The sequence below is a fragment of the Prevotella sp. OH937_COT-195 genome (assembly GCF_003932845.1).
Lineage (GTDB): Bacteria > Bacteroidota > Bacteroidia > Bacteroidales > Bacteroidaceae > Prevotella.
In genome coordinates this window covers 55,449-71,108 of record NZ_RQZH01000011.1, presented here as the reverse complement: position 1 = coordinate 71,108, position 15,660 = coordinate 55,449, and the positions used below count along the sequence as shown (strand labels likewise).

The window sequence follows — 15,660 nt, the reverse complement described above, 5'->3', positions numbered from 1 at the left end:
CGGTCATTAGACCGCATTTGCTTAGATTTGCCATTGCCGTTACGCTTCCCGACTGCTTTAGCCCGCTTGCTGACATCTGCGCAGCCATTACATCCCGACGTAGCCCGCTACGCCTTCGATGAAACGGCTGCACATCCGCTCAACAATCGAACAAAATCGGTTGAGGGTTCTAATGACCGATTTGGGATAAATTGTTGTGGGTATTTGTTCTTATTTTCATAAGAAAACCGTCTCCCCAATGTTTTTTGAACATCATGTAAATATGCAGATAATTAATTTTGGACATCTACTTAAAAGTATTAACTTTGCATCTATGGTTTTTAAAAACTGATATGAGAAAGTTCTTCATTATTATATTTTTTGTGGTTTTTGTTTTAAATGTTTTTTCCTCATGATATTCGGGAAACAGTAAAACAAAACTCTCTTTTATCATCTGAAAAGTTGTTGAATAAAGGTTATCAACATGTCAATTCCAATAATCCGGACAGTGCGCTCTTTTATTATACAGTGGTTGTAAACAGATATAATAAAGATATGTCATCGATTGAGAAAGAATGGTGTGCCAAAGGATATATAGGTATGTGGACTGTCTATTTCTTATTTTATTATGACTATTCCAAATCCTATGAATCGCTGATGAAAGCAGAAAGTATTTATAAGGAGATAAACAAGCATAATGCCATTATTCCTTTGAATATGGGTTGTATTTACCAATCGATAGGCGAGCAAAGTCAGGATACCGAACCTTATAAGCATGCTTTTAAATATTATAAAGAAGCTTTTGCATCGGCCTCGAAAAATAATGACAAACCCACACTCAGCATCTGTTTTACCAATCTGCTCACGGTGGCTTATGTTTTGCAGCGCATCGATGATGTGAAAAAAGAATGGGATTTTTATAAAACCTTTAATGATGATAGTCGTAAAGATATTGTAGATTTTAACAAATCACTTTATTCTGCCTATCTTTTTATGCGTAACAAAGATTATGAAAAGGCATTTGAAGAATTTGACCGTCAGGAAAAAATATTGCGTGATAAACCTTCGTATTCTCGTTTCTACATATCAGGTTTCATCAACAAGGCGAAAGTTTTTATGGAAACAAAACAATATGAAAAAGCCATCATGTGTCTCAAATGTCCGGAAGAGTTGTCGGATACGTTTGGAATGAAAGATGCTTGGCTGGATATATATCGCATTTTGGCAAAGTGTTACAAAGAGACAGGCAGGTTTGATATTGGCAATAAATACACCGAGAAATATTTTTTGATAAAAGATTCGCTGTTGAATTACCGTCAGATAGTAGCCATGAACGAGATGCGTGCAGAGTACAATAAAAAAAACGTATAGAAACAATTGGAAGATATTGTTTTGGGATATAATGCCCAGAGAAATTTGCTCTATGTTGTGGTTATCATTGTTACGATTATCGTATTCTTTTCTTTTGTTCTTTATTTCAAGAATCGTAAACTAAACAAAACGAATGAATTTCTTTATAAAAAGAATTTGGAGGTGTTGTTGTCTGAAGAAAAAGAAAGATTGTTGCGACAAGAATATGAAAAACAGATAGACGAATTGAAAAAGACGGATAATAAGAACGATGCCGAGAAAGAATTAACCGAAAAGTACAGAAACAGTAATCTTGGTGAAGATGAAAAACAGGAACTTGCTGACAAGATAGTCAAGGTAATGGAAACAAGCGAAGAGGTATTTTCAATAGATTTCTCTGCAGAAAGTTTGTCGCTATTGGTTGAAGCCAAACAGAGATATGTGTCTCAGGTAATACATGAGAAATACCATTGTAATTTCAATTCGCTTTTGAGTCAATACCGAATCAAGGAAGCATGCAGGAGATTTAACGATATAGAAAATTATGGAAATTACACCATCGAGGCAATTGCAAATAGTGTAGGTTTTAAATCACGTTCGAATTTCACATCGATATTCAAACGTGTAACGGGACTTACCCCTTCGGAATATCAGGATATGGCAAAGCATGTTGACATGAATTTCGGTAACATGGACAATAGTCTCATTGGAGGAATTGATTTAGGCAGATTCCTCCAGTGAGATTAAACCCAAATCTGTCATTAGGCCGCATTTGCTTATATTTGCTATTGCCGTTACGCTTCCCAATTGCTTTAGCCCGCTTGCTGACATCTGCGCATCCGTTTCATCCTGACGTAACCCGCTACGCCTTCGATGAAACGGCTGCACATCTGCTCAACAATCGAACAAAATCGGTTGAGGGTTCTAATGACCGATTTGGGTTAAACGTTTATAATTTTAATTTAAAGGTCTCGATGCGATTGTTGTATTGAATCTTCAGAATATAAATTCCTGATGGGAATGTTTCCAATCCGATGTTTTTTTGTCTCGTCTCCAATATCTTGCAGCCGTTCAGGGTGTATATTGATGAAACGGCATTGTCAGGCACTATTGATAAAGTTTTCCTGTAAACATGATGGGAAACACCATCTGATATTGTTTCTATCGAAGAAGTGTTAATCTGTTGAACGGTTATTTCGCCTATTTGGATATGCGATGCGCCGTTGGCGGGATATTCTGATTTAAGATGCAGACCGACACATCTTATTCCATCTGTTGTGTTGGTGAGTTTGATTTTGTATTCTTTCATCGGAGCAGGGCTACCTTCTTCGTAAACAACGGTTACCGTTCCCATTTCCTCTTGATCTTTTATGGTATTGGTGTTGCCGATGGTCCCCGCGAGAATCTCGTCCGAAATGGAACGTGCCATGATTTTCAGTTCGTATTCTTTGTCTTTTTCAAAAATCATGGGTGGCGAGATAATCCATTCATCCGCATTATTTCCACTGTTTATTATTCCGGGATTGATAAGATATTCTGCACAATTTGTTTCTTCTCCGAATTGAAAAGCACCGTATGGAGAATTGTGAATCCATCCGTAATTATCTTGGTTGCCGTCCAGTTCCGTCCATTTTTTGAAATACTCTTCTGAATCTTCGAATTTTTGTGTGACAGGTACTCTTACGGCAGGGCCTGCCACATAACTTTCTTGTGTTATTTCACCACTTTCTCCATAGGGGTTACAAGCATACACCTTATATTTATATCTGTTCAATTCTTTTATGCTGTTATCTGTGAACGATGTCTCTTTTGAGTTGTGATGCCACCATGGTATTGTCGGGAAGCCTGATGAGTTTATAAGTTAAGTCGGCGTCTGTGAAATATCCGTCATGGAATCCTTTTTGTGGTTTTTTCCAATTAATGGTCAACGATTTGCAACCTTCGTTTACGGTAACATTGATGTCTGTTGGTATGTTGGGCATGTCGTATCCGATGTAGGTATATTTATCTCTTCTCCGTCACCGATTTGATTTGTGGCATATATCGTATATTTATATTCTCCGTTATTGCCAATTTCATTGTCTTCGTAATTCATTATCTCTCCCACGCCTGTCGCCGGTATGTTTGCAATGATTGTTCCATTTCTTTTAATGGTAATGGATTTTAAGTTGCTCAAATCATCTCCTCCAAAAGTCTTGGTAGGATTTTTCCATGTTATTTTGGCGTTGTTTTTCCCTGTCTTGTCCGGTTCTATCGAAACGTCGGAAGGAGCGGCAGGAGCACCTTCGCCTGCTTTGACAAAGGGAATGTACATTGCCAGCAGACACGCATTTTCTCCTAATTTACCAATCTCTTTTACTTCAACGGGAGATTTTTTCAAGTCGAATTGCAATAAATAGATATTTGTTCCTCCGTCTTTCGAATATGTTAAAGAAGCCCAGTACAAAAGACCGGTTGTATGGTCGAACTCCATTGTCTGATTGGAAATCATTCCTTTGTAATCTGTTTCACATACAGATGTCAGTTCTCCCGAAGTCTTGTCAATCCGGTACAACATACCGTTTTGTCCTATTGTATATAATTTACCATCTAAATCGGCAGCCAAAGTTCCCACACCTTTTTCCGACAATGTGACAACTTTTTGTCTTGTGCCTTTTTCTTTGTCGAAAGTATATAAAGAAGATTCGCCATTCTCATATCCGACGGCATATAAAGTTTCGGAATTGTAATCATAAGTCATGCCTTGTATTCTGAACTGGTCGTTGTCGTTTGCATATTTACCAATAATCTTCTTTTTACCTGTCTCCATGTTATATGAGATAAAATCTCCGGCAGTGGGAGGACCGTAAGAATTGTAAGTATATTCACAAGCATAATAAACATTTTCTACACATGCTCCGCCATAGATGCCCAAGGGTTGTTGATATGGGTATGACAGTGTCAAATTGTTTAAGTTGTCCATATAAAAATGTCCAAATCCAAACCCGTTCAGATTGTCTCCGTTAAGGAAAAAACCATGTATTAAACGATGAGGCACGGGATTTTCCGCATGCGAAGATACCGTAATGGTTACGGTAAGGAAAACCCCAACGATTGTAGTAAAAAGTTTTTTATTCATAATTGTTGTTTTTTAAATTCACTTGCAAATATAAGATAACAGATGCTTTTCTCCAATAAAAAACAATTTTGCTTTGTCTTTTTTCCAGAATAAGCACAAGAAATATTATCATCAAACAAAAAAAGACTTTTTCTTGTTCATACAACCATAAATGCGTAACTTTGTTGCGTTTACTAATATTCTTAATTTATTTATGGGAATAAAATCCTTAAATCACTTTATAAAACAAATAATATATATTACGGCACGTTGGTGTCCGAAACGTGAAACAACTGTATGGATCGCCGTTTTGTTTACTGCGGTTTTTATGTTTTCATGCAGCGATTCGCAACATCAAATAACACCGGCAGAACGCCGGATAACCGACAGTATAGTGAAAGAAGTGGACACGGAAGACTCGTTATGCGCCATGTATAAACGTTTCGAGCGCGAGGGTAACAAACTCGGAAGCATTGTTGTGTTGCGGGAAATTGGCAAGAGACAATGCAACGAGAGCCGTTTCGACGAGGCATTGAAGACACACAGCGAGGGACTGAGACTGACAGAGATGGCCTGCGACACACTCGAGATGGTGCAGGCGTTGAATAATATCGGAACAAACTACCGAAGGCTGGGAATGTTCGACCTTGCAACAGGTTATCATTATCGTGCATGGAAAATAAGCGAGGAATACAGTGATACGTCGGAGTATGCAGAAAAAAACCGGTCGGTATCGCTCAACGGACTTGGTAACATATACATGACCACCGGCAACTACGAGCGTGCCGACAGTGCTTTCCGCATGGCACTGGAAGGTGAAAAACGGCTTCGCAGCGACATTGGACAGGCAATAAACCATGCCAACATAGGCAGTATATTTGAGAAACGAGGACAGATGGACTCGGCATGGGTATATTACAAACTGTCCATGAAATTCAACGAGTCGGCACATAGTGTACTCGGAGTGTCGCTGTGCCACATGAACTTTGGCTCGCTATACCAGAGAGAGAAGAAATACGACAAGGCGATAGAGGAGTACGACAAGGCATACCTGTTGATGCGGGCATCGAAAGACGAGTGGCATGCATTAGGTTCACTGCTCGCATTGGCGCACATATACTGCGACACGGGAAGAGAGAAAGAGGCTTTGGAACAGTTGGACAAGGCAAAAGGGATTGCGTCGAGAATAAAGTCGAAAGAGCATCTTGCAGAGATACAACAACAGTATTATCTTATATATAAAAAACGCGGAGACTGGAAAAAGGCACTCGACAGTTATGTTATTGCGTCGGAGATGCAAGACAGTTTGGTGGGAGTGAAGAAACTTAACCAAATACAAAACATCAGTCTTGCCGTAGAACGCAACAGACAAGCCATAAAGATGGGCGAAGCGCGTAGGCAGTATGAGACGGAACGCACCACCCGGAATATAAGTATAATTGTCTTCTCTGTCATCATAGTCTTGCTTGCAGGGGTGGTTGTCATGATGTTATACATAATCAAGGCAAGGACACGCACACACCGCATGCTAACACAAATGAGCGAGATGCGCGAGACATTCTTTACAAATATAACACACGAATTGCGCACACCGCTTACGCTTATACTCGGTCTTGGAAGAGACATAGTCAATGACGAGAAACTGCCCGAAAATACACGTGGCATGGGAAAGGTAATAGAAAAGCAGGGAAACAGTCTGCTCGTGCTTATAAATCAACTGCTTGACATATCGAAAGTGAAATCGGCAGTGGGCGAACCGGACTGGCGACATGGCGACATCGCGGCATATATAGGCGTCATGGTGAATGCATACCGCGAACATGCCGGAAGGAAAGGGATAATGATTCAATACGAATCGACAGGCAAACTTGAAATGGACTTTGTGCCAGATTTCGCAAGCAAAGTTATAAACAATCTGCTGTCAAACGCCGTAAAGTTCACACCCGAAGGAGGAAAGATAACAGTATATGTTGGGAAAAGCAACACCCGACAGGCGGTAATACGCGTGGCAGACACCGGCATGGGAATAAAACAGGAGAATCTCGCACACATATTCGAACCGTTTTATCAGGAGGAGATGGACTGCAAGCATCTCGGAACCGGTGTGGGACTGGCACTCGTGCGACAGATAATACAGTCGATAAAAGGCACCATCGAGGTGGAAAGCGTAGTGGGGAAAGGCACGATATTCACAATACATGCACCGTTGAAACACGGAGACGGAGGGTGGAAAGAACTCGGAGAGATTGACGAAATAGACATAACGCTGCATGACGAGGACAACAACACGGATGTCGAGGATAGTATTGCATCCGACAGCAACCGCATGCGCCTGCTCGTCATCGAAGACAACTGCGATGTGGCAAGATATATCGGAAGTCGATTGTCTGACAAGTATGATGTTTTCTATGCGCCCAATGGAAGAGAAGGACTTGACAAGGCTCGTCAAATAGTGCCTGATTTGATAATTACCGACCTTATGATGCCTCAGATGAACGGACTGGAAGTGTGCCGGAATGTGCGTTCCGACGAACTGATAAGCCATGTGCCGATAATAGTGGTAACGGCAAAGGTTACCGATGAAGAACGGATAGAGGGACTCAAAGCAGGTGCAGATGCCTATCTGTGCAAACCGTTCAACGAGGAAGAATTGCGTGTACGAGTGGAGAAACTACTTGAGCAACGCCGTAATCTGCGCGAGAAATTCTCCAAAATGATTGCCGAAGGCAAAGAACAAGAAATACAGATGAACGATGCCGACAAGCATTTCGTCGGCAAAATGGTCGATGCCGTGTATCTGCTTATGGACAACCGAAAGGCAGACGTCTGTTCGCTTGCCGAAAAACTATGTATGAGCCCGCGGCAACTACATCGTAAAATGATTGCACTTACAGGAGAGTCGCCCACATCGTACATAATTAGGATAAAAATGAAGAAAGCGAAACTGTTGCTTGACACCAAACCCGAACTTACGCTCGAAGAGATTGCCGACCGTTGCTGCTTCGACCATTATTCCGGTTTCTACCATGCTTTCAGGAAACATTACGGGGTGTCGCCAACGCAGTACAAGCGCGGAGTTGACAACGCATGACAAGCGAGATAATATCAACTGTAAAAAGATTGTTCAAGTATCTGCTTGTTATGCTGCCGTTGCCGGCAATATCGTGTTCGGGTAATCGGAGTATATCAAAGCAGACACGATGACGATGTATTTTGCACATTATGACGGCATTACATGCAATTTTGGAGTTACCGTCACGGCAGGGACATCTTTTATACTTTCTATTTCGAGCAAAATTAAGTTCAGTTCTGCATCTCGTGCAGTTTCTTGTAGTATCCGTCTTTGGCAATAAGTTCGTCGTGTGTGCCTCGTTCCACTATTCTCCCTTCGTGTAGTACGCATATCTCATTGCTGTTCTTGATTGTTGACAGGCGGTGAGCAATGGCAATCGTTGTTCTTGTCTTCATAAGTTTTTCCAATGCTTCCTGCACCAATCGTTCGCTCTCGGTGTCGAGAGCCGACGTCGCTTCATCGAGAATGAGTATGGGAGGGTTTTTGAGTATGGCGCGGGCGATGCTCAGACGTTGCCTCTGTCCGCCCGAAAGTCGCCCGCCGCGGTCGCCGATATTGGTTTCGTAACCGTTTTCCGAACTTTCGATAAACTCATGCGCATTGGCAATCTTTGCTGCTTTCACCACCTCTTCCGTTGTGGCGTTGTCAACGCCGAAAGTGATGTTGTTTGCAAAAGTGTCGTTGAAAAGAATTGCCTCTTGGTTCACGTTTCCGATTAGTTGGCGCAGGTCGTGTATGCCGAGGTCTTTCACGTTTATTCCGTCGATGAGCACTTCGCCCTCTTGTACGTCGTAGTAGCGCGGTATGAGATCCACCATTGTAGATTTGCCGCCACCGCTCTGTCCCACGAGAGCCACCGTCTTGCCTTTCGGTATCACGAGATTGATGTTGCGCAGCACCCATTTCTCGCCATATCTGAACGACACGTTGCGGAACTCAATCTCTCGTTCGAACGATGAAATATACTTCGGGTTTTCTGCCTCCACGATGTTGTTCTCTGCCAGCAGAATCTTATCCACGCGCTCCATCGATGCCAGTCCTTTGGGAATGTTGTAACTTGCTTTTGAAAACTCTTTAAGAGGATTGATGAGAGAGTATAGTATTACCATGTAGTATATGAACACGGGTCCCGATAGTGCCATGTCGTTCAGCACCAGCACTCCGCCGAACCACAGCACGATTACTATCATCAGCGTGCCGAGAAACTCGCTCATGGGGTGTGCCATTGACTGCCGTATGTTCACGCGCATTATGTTGTTGCGGTAGTCGGAGTTCACCTTGTCGAATCTCTTGTTCATCTTTTCTTCGGCATTGAACGCCTTGATTATGCGCAGTCCGCCGAGTGTTTCTTCCACCTGACTCATCGTGTCGCTCCACAGCCCTTGTGCTTTTATCGATTTCTGTTTGAGTTTCCTGCCCACGAATCCCATGAACCACCCGAATATCGGCACGAATACAATGGCGAAGAGTGTAAGTTGCCACGATGTAACGATTAGCGTCGTTAAGTATGCGAGTATCAATATCGGATTCTTGAAAAGCATGTCGAGACTCGACATTATGGACATTTCTATCTCCTGCACGTCGCCCGTCATGCGTGCCATTATGTCGCCTTTGCGCTCGTCATTGAAAAATCCCAGCGGCAGCGAGTTTATTTTCTCGTACAGTTGGTTGCGTATGTCGCGCACCACTCCGGTTCTTATCGGTACTATCGTTGCCGATGAGAGGAAATAAGAGCATGTTTTCAGTGCTGTCATCAGTGCCAGAAACAGTCCGATTAATAGCAGTGTGGTTGTGGGGCCGATATTGTTTATCATTTCCTGCACATAGTAGTTCATGTTGTTCATAAACACGTCTTTCGCTTCCCCGGTTCCCCATTCGGCATATTCGAAATGCTCTGCCGTCTCTTTCGTTTGGAAAAGGATTTGCAATATCGGCACCAATGCCATGAATGAGAAAATGTTTAGCACCGCCGATAGAATGTTGAACATAACCGTCAGCACCAAGTATTTCTTGTAGGGAGGCAGAAAACGCCCCAATATGTGGAGGAACTCTTTCATCGTGTGTTAATATAATGCCTGTATGCAAATCCTTTTACGCCTTTCGTTTAACGGCATACGGCAAAACATACCTTTACAGACAGATTTTTATCTGTCTGCAAAAGTAATTAATAATTAGTTTTTTTACAAAACTTTTTTAGATTTTCTTTGCTGCGATGCACTCAATCTCTACCAGCGCACCCTTCGGAACCGACTTCACGGCGAAAGCACTGCGTGCGGGATACGGCTCGCTGAAGAACTCGGCATAAACCTCGTTCATCTCGGCGAAATCTTCTATGTTTGCAAGCAGTACGGTGGTCTTGACAACATCGTTCAGGCTAAGTCCCGCCTCTTTCAATATAGCCTGTGCATTGAGCAGCGACCGGCGAGTCTGTGCCTTTATTCCTTCCGGGAAAGTACCTGTCTCCGGGTCGAGCGGCAGTTGTCCGCTGGCATATACGAAACCGTTTACTTCTACGCCCTGACTGTATGGTCCGATTGCTGCCGGAGCGTTCTTTGTGCTTATTGCTTTCATAAATTATTTTTTATTAGTGACAAAATGTTTAGTTAAATATTTGTTTTCTTTCGCTGCAAAGTTATGTAAAAAATCTTACACCGCAAACAATTATCTGCGTTTTGTGGGATATATTCATGAACGAAAAAGTTTTTTATATTCAATATAACTCTTAATTCAAAGCGATTTTTTATTTGCCTGATACCCGAATGTAGGTATTGTTATTATTTGTAATAACGTATTCTAAATATTTTAATTTCAAAAAATACCTGTTTGTTTAGTATTGTGTGTTATCTTTATTTATCATACCTTTGCAAAACCAAATAGATATTACGAGTTTTAAAATTTTTAAAAATTATGAAGAAAACATTGATTGCAGCAGTATTTGGCATACTTTGCATTACTGCTAATGCTCAGGAATTAAGATTAGGAGTTACGGCAGGACTAAACGTAAATGTTGCACGCGGCGGTGATCCGTGTGGTGCCACTCTTGGCTATGTATTTGGCGGCAATGTTTGCCATGCTCTGTCGGAAAGCAATAATTCTTGGTACTGGGGAGGCTCTTTACTTCTTTCTCAGAAAGGATATAAGCAGGATAATATCTTCTATACTAACGATATAAGGGCGAGGAAAAACCTTATGATATAAGAAAAAACATGACGGCATTGGAGTTGCCTGTTGTTTTCGGAAAGAATTTCTCCATTGGTAATGACAACAAACTCTTTGTTGAGGCAGGACCTTATGTTGCTTATTCGTTGTGGGGAAGCAGCAAGGTGGAAAAAGAGGGTGTTAGCAATACGCGGCATGACATATTCGGCAAAGATGGTTATAAGAGATTTGACTACGGACTGACACTCGGGTTGGGCGTAGATTTATCAAACAAGATTCGGGTAAAATGTAATTATGAATTCGGCATTCCCAACATGATGAAGAATGATGCTAAATTCGAAGGAACAACCCTTTCAACTTATCGAAATGGGACTATTGCCACGACACTTACTTACACATTCTGATTGTTTATTTTCGCAAGGGGGTGCGCTTCATACAGTCACCCTCTTTTTGTTTTATCCCTTTTCTGAAAAATAACTCTGCATAGTACTGTCCATACATATTTTTTACGGACATGTGTTCTGTTGCTACTTGATAACGAGAATGTGTGTCATTAAACCCAAATCTGTCATTAGAAGCCTCAACCGATTTTGTTCGATTGTTGAGCAGATGTGCATCCGTTTCCTCAAAGGCGTAGCGGGCTGCGTCGAGATTTAATGGCTGCGCAGATGTCAGCAAGCGGGCAAAAGCAGTTGGGAAGCGTAACGGCAATGGCAAATCTAAGCAAATGCGGTCTAATGACCGATTTGGGTTAAATAAAAACTGCTCGGCAATTTCGGCTAAATTGGTGAGCAAAACCGCTGAAATTGGTCAATAATTTCGGCGAAATTGCAGTGCGATTAAGCACAAATGATACGCCTGTTCGGGGTAAGAAATAACGTAAATAGTCCGAGACCTCTTGTAAAAGTAACTAATTTTGCAGAGGTCTCAGATTATTAATGCCATGTGCACGCAGCCTGCACTTAGGTTGGCAGACATGAGAGAGATTACGTGCATCGGTATCACAGCCATTCAGACACAGCCCGACAAACTTATACAGAAAAATTACATGGAGTGCCGAGAGAAAGACGTAAGTTGGAGAGTGTCTGTGCCACATTGAAGTTGTCTTTGAATGTCGGAATGTTGTTTATCCTCTTTCCGGTCAAACAAATAGGGGAAATCCCCCTTATGTTTAGGAACTTCCCTATTGCAACTGCATGTATAAATCATTATCTTTGCATTAAGAAAGGAAAACAAGTTGTTTTCGATACGGTAAATTGCAGATGAAGAAAACCGAAATTCACAACTAACTAAACGATGACTTATGATGGATTTATGATTAGGTTAGATTTCTCTTTTGATTCAGAAAGCGGCATCAACGGCGGTTGGTGTCGCAGAATTTTACGGTCTTTTCTGCTTCAGAAAGCATTCTTATTTTTTAACCCAAATCGGTCATTAGACCGTATTTGCTTAGATTTGCCATTGCCGTTACGCTTCCCAACTGCTTTTGTCCGCTTGCTGACATCTGCGCAGCCATTACATCTCGACGCAGCCCGCTACGCCTTTGATGAAACGGTAGCACATCTGCTCAACAATCGAACAAAATCGGTTGAGGGTTCTAATGACCGATTTGGGTTTAAAGTTATGTGAATTTTCTTGTAAGTGTATTTTTTCAGTACCTTTGCAATCGAATTTGATTGTGTATTTAGAATACAACCAATTAAAGTTTTAAAATAAATATATGGCAAAAGATTTGACGACATCTGAAATTGACAGACAAAATATATTGAATAATCCGGTGGCTTTACCCAAGATAAGGGAGTCGTTAGATGCTAATTTCCTTGAATTTCAAGGTCAATATGTTATCACCAGACAGAAGGTTGCCGAATATTATGGGGTTGATATTAGAACCTTAACAAATTGCTTAAATAACTATGAACAAGAACTTGCATCAAATGGTTACCGTGTATTACAGGGAGATGACTTGAAAGAATTTAAATCTGCCTTTGGTAAGGAAATTGATTTCCCTACCAAAACAACGGTGCTTGGAGTTTTCGATTTCCGATCTTTTCTTAATCTTGGTATGTTGCTTACAACCAGTGAAAAAGCGAAAGAGGTAAGAAGCCGTATTTTGGATATTGTAATAGCGGTAATGAATGAGAAAAGTGGTGGTTCAACGAAATTTATCAATCGTCGTGATCAGAATTATGTGACCTCCGCTTTATCAGAAGAAAATTACCATAGAAAGTTGACAGATGCCATAAGGGACTATTGTGTAAATAATAATAAATTTAAATACTCTCAAATTATGGACACTATCTATAAGGTGGTGTTCTGTGAAAAGGCATCTGAATATAAGAAACTTTTGGAACTTAGCAAGAAAGACAGTCTTCGACGCACATTGTATGCAGAAGTGTTAGTTGCTGTAGCATCATTTGAAAATGCTACAGCCGAGAAGATAAAAGAACAAGCTGTTTCGTCAGGTAAACTATCTGTAAAGGATGTAAATCGGATTATTTATGAATTGTCAAAGAACCCATTGATCAAACCGGTAATTGAGGATGCACGCACCAAAATGGCCTCTCGTGATAATGCTCTTAGAGATGTATATCACGGAAATCTTGCGGCATACGTCCGTTCGTTGATGCCGGAAGAATATCAGAAGTTTATTGGCAATTTGTCGATAGATTTTGACAAACTTCTTGAAGACAACAAGGATGTTCTTGAACATTTAAAGCAATAAAAGTGTAGGTATCGTGGGAATAGATTATATTGACTATGAACAGGCTCTTAAAATCTACCACAAGACGATAGATAAAAGTGGCGGAGGAATAATTGGAGTTCGTGATGAGGGAGGTATAAAACTCATGTTGAACAATGTACAAAATGATATTTATTATCCTGAAATTGCAGATAAAGCAGCTTACATGATGTTCAGTTTGTGCCGTGGTCATTACTTTAATGATTGTAACAAACGTATTTCTCTAACGCTCACAATGTTCTTCTTTCTACAAAATGGCTATCTGTTCGTGGCTCAAAATTTCATGAAAAACATGGAGGAAATAGTACTGGACTTGGCTGCAGGCTGTATGGATAGAGATTTGCTTACAGAGATTATGAATTATTTGGTAAATGACGAAGATTATAGTGAGTCAATATTACTTGGTATTGCAAATGCTCGTGCTAAAAGGTTGGAAATTGAAAAGCTTAGTTATTTTTTGCTTGCGAACTATCTTATTGAGAAGTAGAGTGTTACCTTTTGAATATAGGTAAACAGGTAACGATTTAGAAATGAGCGGAGTGCTTTGAGGCACATTGTTTTGAATAGCCAAAGAACGCTCACTTTTACTGCTTGCAAAGGTACATATTTGCGAGGGAAAGTGAGCGTTCTTGCGTGATTTTCTTCTTAAAAAGTTTTGTCGCAACTGAAATACCACGATGAAAGGAAAAAGTATGCGTATTCATTTACAACCGTTGCGAGCGATTACGGTTGATAAGCTGTCTCCATTTCTGTTCGCACCAATCGGCAATGGGAAGCCCGTTGATGGTGAGGAGCGGTCGCTTCTTCTCATCCTTGATGATACGGATTTCGCTGTCCTCTTCTGTAAATTCTCTCTTGTATAATCCCGAATAGGCTTTAGCCGTTCCTCGCTGGGGAGCTTCCGTGCGATACATCTCCACTATTCTGTCGTCAGAAAAACCCATCTTTCGGAGCATCAGACGGATATTCAAAAGCTGGTAGAAGCCATTGAAGAAGCGTTTTATCCAATTCCGCTCTTCCTCGTAAATCTGCACGGTTTCTTTCAACTCGGCAATGGCTCCGTCCCTTCCCTTGACCGTATCCTGCAAGAGAGCGACTTCCTTTCGGATTTCATTCTTCTCCTTTTCCGAAAGATACCGTTGCCGTTCGGCTTCCTGCTCCAAGTCTGCAATACGCTTCTCTGCTTTGTCAAGTTCGGAGTTGCCAAAGATAGAATATAGCGTTCCTTTCATACGGAGTTTGCCTGCCTGCTTCTCCAACTCTTTTATCTTGGCAGTGAGTTCTGCTTCTTGCGCCTCTTTCTCTTTCGTGGATTTTAGGACTTCCTTGTAATACTCCATCGTGGTGCGGTGCTTGGCTTCCGAACCGTGTACGCCCCGTTCCAATCCGAACCGTTGCATTCGCTTGGCATAACTCGTCTGATAGTCTTCCAACTTTTTGGGCGTGAGCACATCATCTGCACAAAGTCGTACCTTATTCTTCTTTGTCTTGTACTTCCGCTTGCCGTTCTTGGCTTCCTCTTTGGCTTTCCGTCTTTCACCCGTGACAATCGGGACAACTGTGGCGTGAATATGAGGTGTGTCCTCATCTGCGTGCAGTGTGGCTGCGACCACATTGTCCGCCCCGAAAGTGGTGCGAAGCCAATCCATCGTTTCATTGCACCATTCGTACAGGCGTCCTTCTTGCTCTATGCGAGCCATATCTTCTGGTGAACTTGACAGGATAAAGCGTAAGGCTTTGACTTGGTTCTGTGCCACCTTTCGGTAGATACCTGCCGTGGCGATGCGATGCTCTATCGCTTCGGTACGGTTAGTTACATTTGCAGGGAATTGCACCAGCTCTCGATTGAGGTGTGTGCGGGAGGAATCGACGTTACTCGGCATGAATGTACGCGCTATGTGTGCGGTCATTGCCGAGTCGTTTCCTCTCGCCTTGTCTATATGTAAAACGGCGTAGCCCATTGCTTGAAGATTGATTTAGGGGTATCCAAAGGGGCACCGCCCCTTGGCTCAGGAGGGTATTTTTAGCGATAACGGAGTGCAGCGTAAAGAAAATACCCTAATGAGCTATGGCATTTCTTGAAATGTCCGCTCCGCCCTGCTCGTACTTCTTTCTTGTTGAGTTGCATTCTGTGAATGCCTGCACGCTTTGTTTCTAAGTTTGGCTCTGCAAACTTGCTGTTCTGAGGAACTGCCGTAGTTATCGAAACAAAGCCGTTTATTCGCATACATTTTATTTCCTGCATCTTTGAATACCTGATGA

At 41.7% G+C, this 15,660-nt stretch carries 19 protein-coding genes; 11 read left to right on the top strand and 8 right to left on the bottom strand.

Annotation, left to right across the window (positions count from 1 at the left end; genetic code table 11):
* The 4 genes from EII32_RS06010 to EII32_RS05995 all read left to right on the top strand — a co-directional run.
* Positions 1-222: hypothetical protein (locus EII32_RS06010; RefSeq protein ID WP_233582318.1), on the top strand; the 222-nt coding region annotated here is incomplete at its 5' end.
* A gap of 312 nt (positions 223-534) precedes the next feature.
* Positions 535-1,350, top strand: coding sequence for a tetratricopeptide repeat protein (locus EII32_RS06005; RefSeq protein WP_125234528.1), 816 nt, complete (start codon positions 535-537; stop codon positions 1,348-1,350).
* 6 nt (positions 1,351-1,356) lie between these two features.
* Positions 1,357-2,070: a helix-turn-helix domain-containing protein gene (locus tag EII32_RS06000; protein WP_158611138.1), complete on the top strand. Its 714-nt coding sequence runs from the start codon at positions 1,357-1,359 to the stop codon at positions 2,068-2,070.
* A 41-nt stretch (positions 2,071-2,111) separates the two neighbouring features.
* A complete protein-coding gene (locus tag EII32_RS05995) occupies positions 2,112-2,321 on the top strand; it encodes a hypothetical protein (RefSeq protein WP_125234526.1) in 210 nt (69 codons plus the stop codon).
* On the opposite strand, the gene EII32_RS05990 is transcribed toward EII32_RS05995, so the two are convergent.
* The 3 genes from EII32_RS05990 to EII32_RS05980 are packed head-to-tail and all read right to left on the bottom strand — an operon-like array spanning position 2,279 to position 4,447.
* The gene (locus EII32_RS05990; RefSeq protein ID WP_125234525.1) at positions 2,279-3,103 is read right to left on the bottom strand and encodes a T9SS type A sorting domain-containing protein; all 825 of its coding nucleotides are present in this window, start codon (positions 3,101-3,103) and stop codon (positions 2,279-2,281) included. The two genes, EII32_RS05995 and EII32_RS05990, sit on opposite strands and share 43 nt — an antisense overlap.
* A gap of 13 nt (positions 3,104-3,116) precedes the next feature.
* Positions 3,117-3,311 carry a hypothetical protein gene (locus tag EII32_RS05985; RefSeq protein ID WP_125234524.1) on the bottom strand — a complete coding sequence of 65 codons (195 nt, stop codon included), beginning with the start codon at positions 3,309-3,311 and terminating at the stop codon, positions 3,117-3,119.
* The gene (locus EII32_RS05980) at positions 3,275-4,447 is read right to left on the bottom strand and encodes a hypothetical protein (protein ID WP_125234523.1); all 1,173 of its coding nucleotides are present in this window, start codon (positions 4,445-4,447) and stop codon (positions 3,275-3,277) included. The genes EII32_RS05985 and EII32_RS05980 overlap by 37 nt, the downstream gene beginning before the upstream one ends.
* Positions 4,448-4,820: 373 nt before the next feature.
* On the opposite strand from EII32_RS05980, the gene EII32_RS05975 reads away from it, so the two are divergent.
* Positions 4,821-7,517, top strand: coding sequence for an ATP-binding protein (locus tag EII32_RS05975; RefSeq protein ID WP_158611137.1), 2,697 nt, complete (start codon positions 4,821-4,823; stop codon positions 7,515-7,517).
* Positions 7,518-7,729: 212 nt separating this feature from the next.
* Here EII32_RS05975 and EII32_RS05970 read toward each other — a convergent pair whose 3' ends face one another.
* A complete protein-coding gene (locus EII32_RS05970) occupies positions 7,730-9,556 on the bottom strand; it encodes an ABC transporter ATP-binding protein (protein ID WP_125234521.1) in 1,827 nt (608 codons plus the stop codon).
* A 136-nt stretch (positions 9,557-9,692) separates the two neighbouring features.
* A complete protein-coding gene (locus EII32_RS05965) occupies positions 9,693-10,070 on the bottom strand; it encodes a RidA family protein (RefSeq protein ID WP_125234520.1) in 378 nt (125 codons plus the stop codon).
* Positions 10,071-10,406: 336 nt separating this feature from the next.
* On the opposite strand from EII32_RS05965, the gene EII32_RS05960 reads away from it, so the two are divergent.
* Together EII32_RS05960 and EII32_RS05955 are read left to right on the top strand one after the other, a co-directional pair.
* On the top strand, positions 10,407-10,697 hold the full coding sequence (locus tag EII32_RS05960) for a hypothetical protein (protein WP_125234519.1): 291 nt from the start codon (positions 10,407-10,409) through the stop codon (positions 10,695-10,697).
* 8 nt (positions 10,698-10,705) lie between these two features.
* The gene (locus EII32_RS05955) at positions 10,706-11,062 is read left to right on the top strand and encodes a porin family protein (RefSeq protein WP_125234518.1); all 357 of its coding nucleotides are present in this window, start codon (positions 10,706-10,708) and stop codon (positions 11,060-11,062) included.
* Positions 11,063-11,066: 4 nt separating this feature from the next.
* On the opposite strand, the gene EII32_RS12380 is transcribed toward EII32_RS05955, so the two are convergent.
* Positions 11,067-11,375 carry a hypothetical protein gene (locus tag EII32_RS12380; RefSeq protein ID WP_199741402.1) on the bottom strand — a complete coding sequence of 103 codons (309 nt, stop codon included), beginning with the start codon at positions 11,373-11,375 and terminating at the stop codon, positions 11,067-11,069.
* 259 nt (positions 11,376-11,634) lie between these two features.
* Between EII32_RS12380 and EII32_RS12705 the strand changes: the two genes are divergently transcribed.
* From EII32_RS12705 to EII32_RS05935, 4 genes are all read left to right on the top strand, one after another.
* Entirely contained in the window at positions 11,635-11,757 is a 123-nt protein-coding gene (locus EII32_RS12705) for a hypothetical protein (protein ID WP_255416449.1), read from the top strand.
* Between the two features lie 356 nt (positions 11,758-12,113).
* Positions 12,114-12,287: a hypothetical protein gene (locus EII32_RS05945; RefSeq protein ID WP_233582317.1), complete on the top strand. Its 174-nt coding sequence runs from the start codon at positions 12,114-12,116 to the stop codon at positions 12,285-12,287.
* Between the two features lie 91 nt (positions 12,288-12,378).
* Positions 12,379-13,380 carry a DNA-binding protein gene (locus EII32_RS05940; RefSeq protein WP_125234517.1) on the top strand — a complete coding sequence of 334 codons (1,002 nt, stop codon included), beginning with the start codon at positions 12,379-12,381 and terminating at the stop codon, positions 13,378-13,380.
* A 13-nt stretch (positions 13,381-13,393) separates the two neighbouring features.
* The gene (locus tag EII32_RS05935; protein ID WP_233582316.1) at positions 13,394-13,885 is read left to right on the top strand and encodes a type II toxin-antitoxin system death-on-curing family toxin; all 492 of its coding nucleotides are present in this window, start codon (positions 13,394-13,396) and stop codon (positions 13,883-13,885) included.
* Between the two features lie 217 nt (positions 13,886-14,102).
* Here EII32_RS05935 and mobV read toward each other — a convergent pair whose 3' ends face one another.
* Positions 14,103-15,359 (bottom strand): MobV family relaxase, encoded by a 1,257-nt coding sequence (gene mobV, locus EII32_RS05930; protein WP_125234516.1) that lies wholly within the window; start codon positions 15,357-15,359, stop codon positions 14,103-14,105.
* A gap of 62 nt (positions 15,360-15,421) precedes the next feature.
* Positions 15,422-15,625 (bottom strand): hypothetical protein, encoded by a 204-nt coding sequence (locus EII32_RS05925; protein WP_125234537.1) that lies wholly within the window; start codon positions 15,623-15,625, stop codon positions 15,422-15,424.
* Between the last annotated feature and the right edge of the window lie 35 nt (positions 15,626-15,660).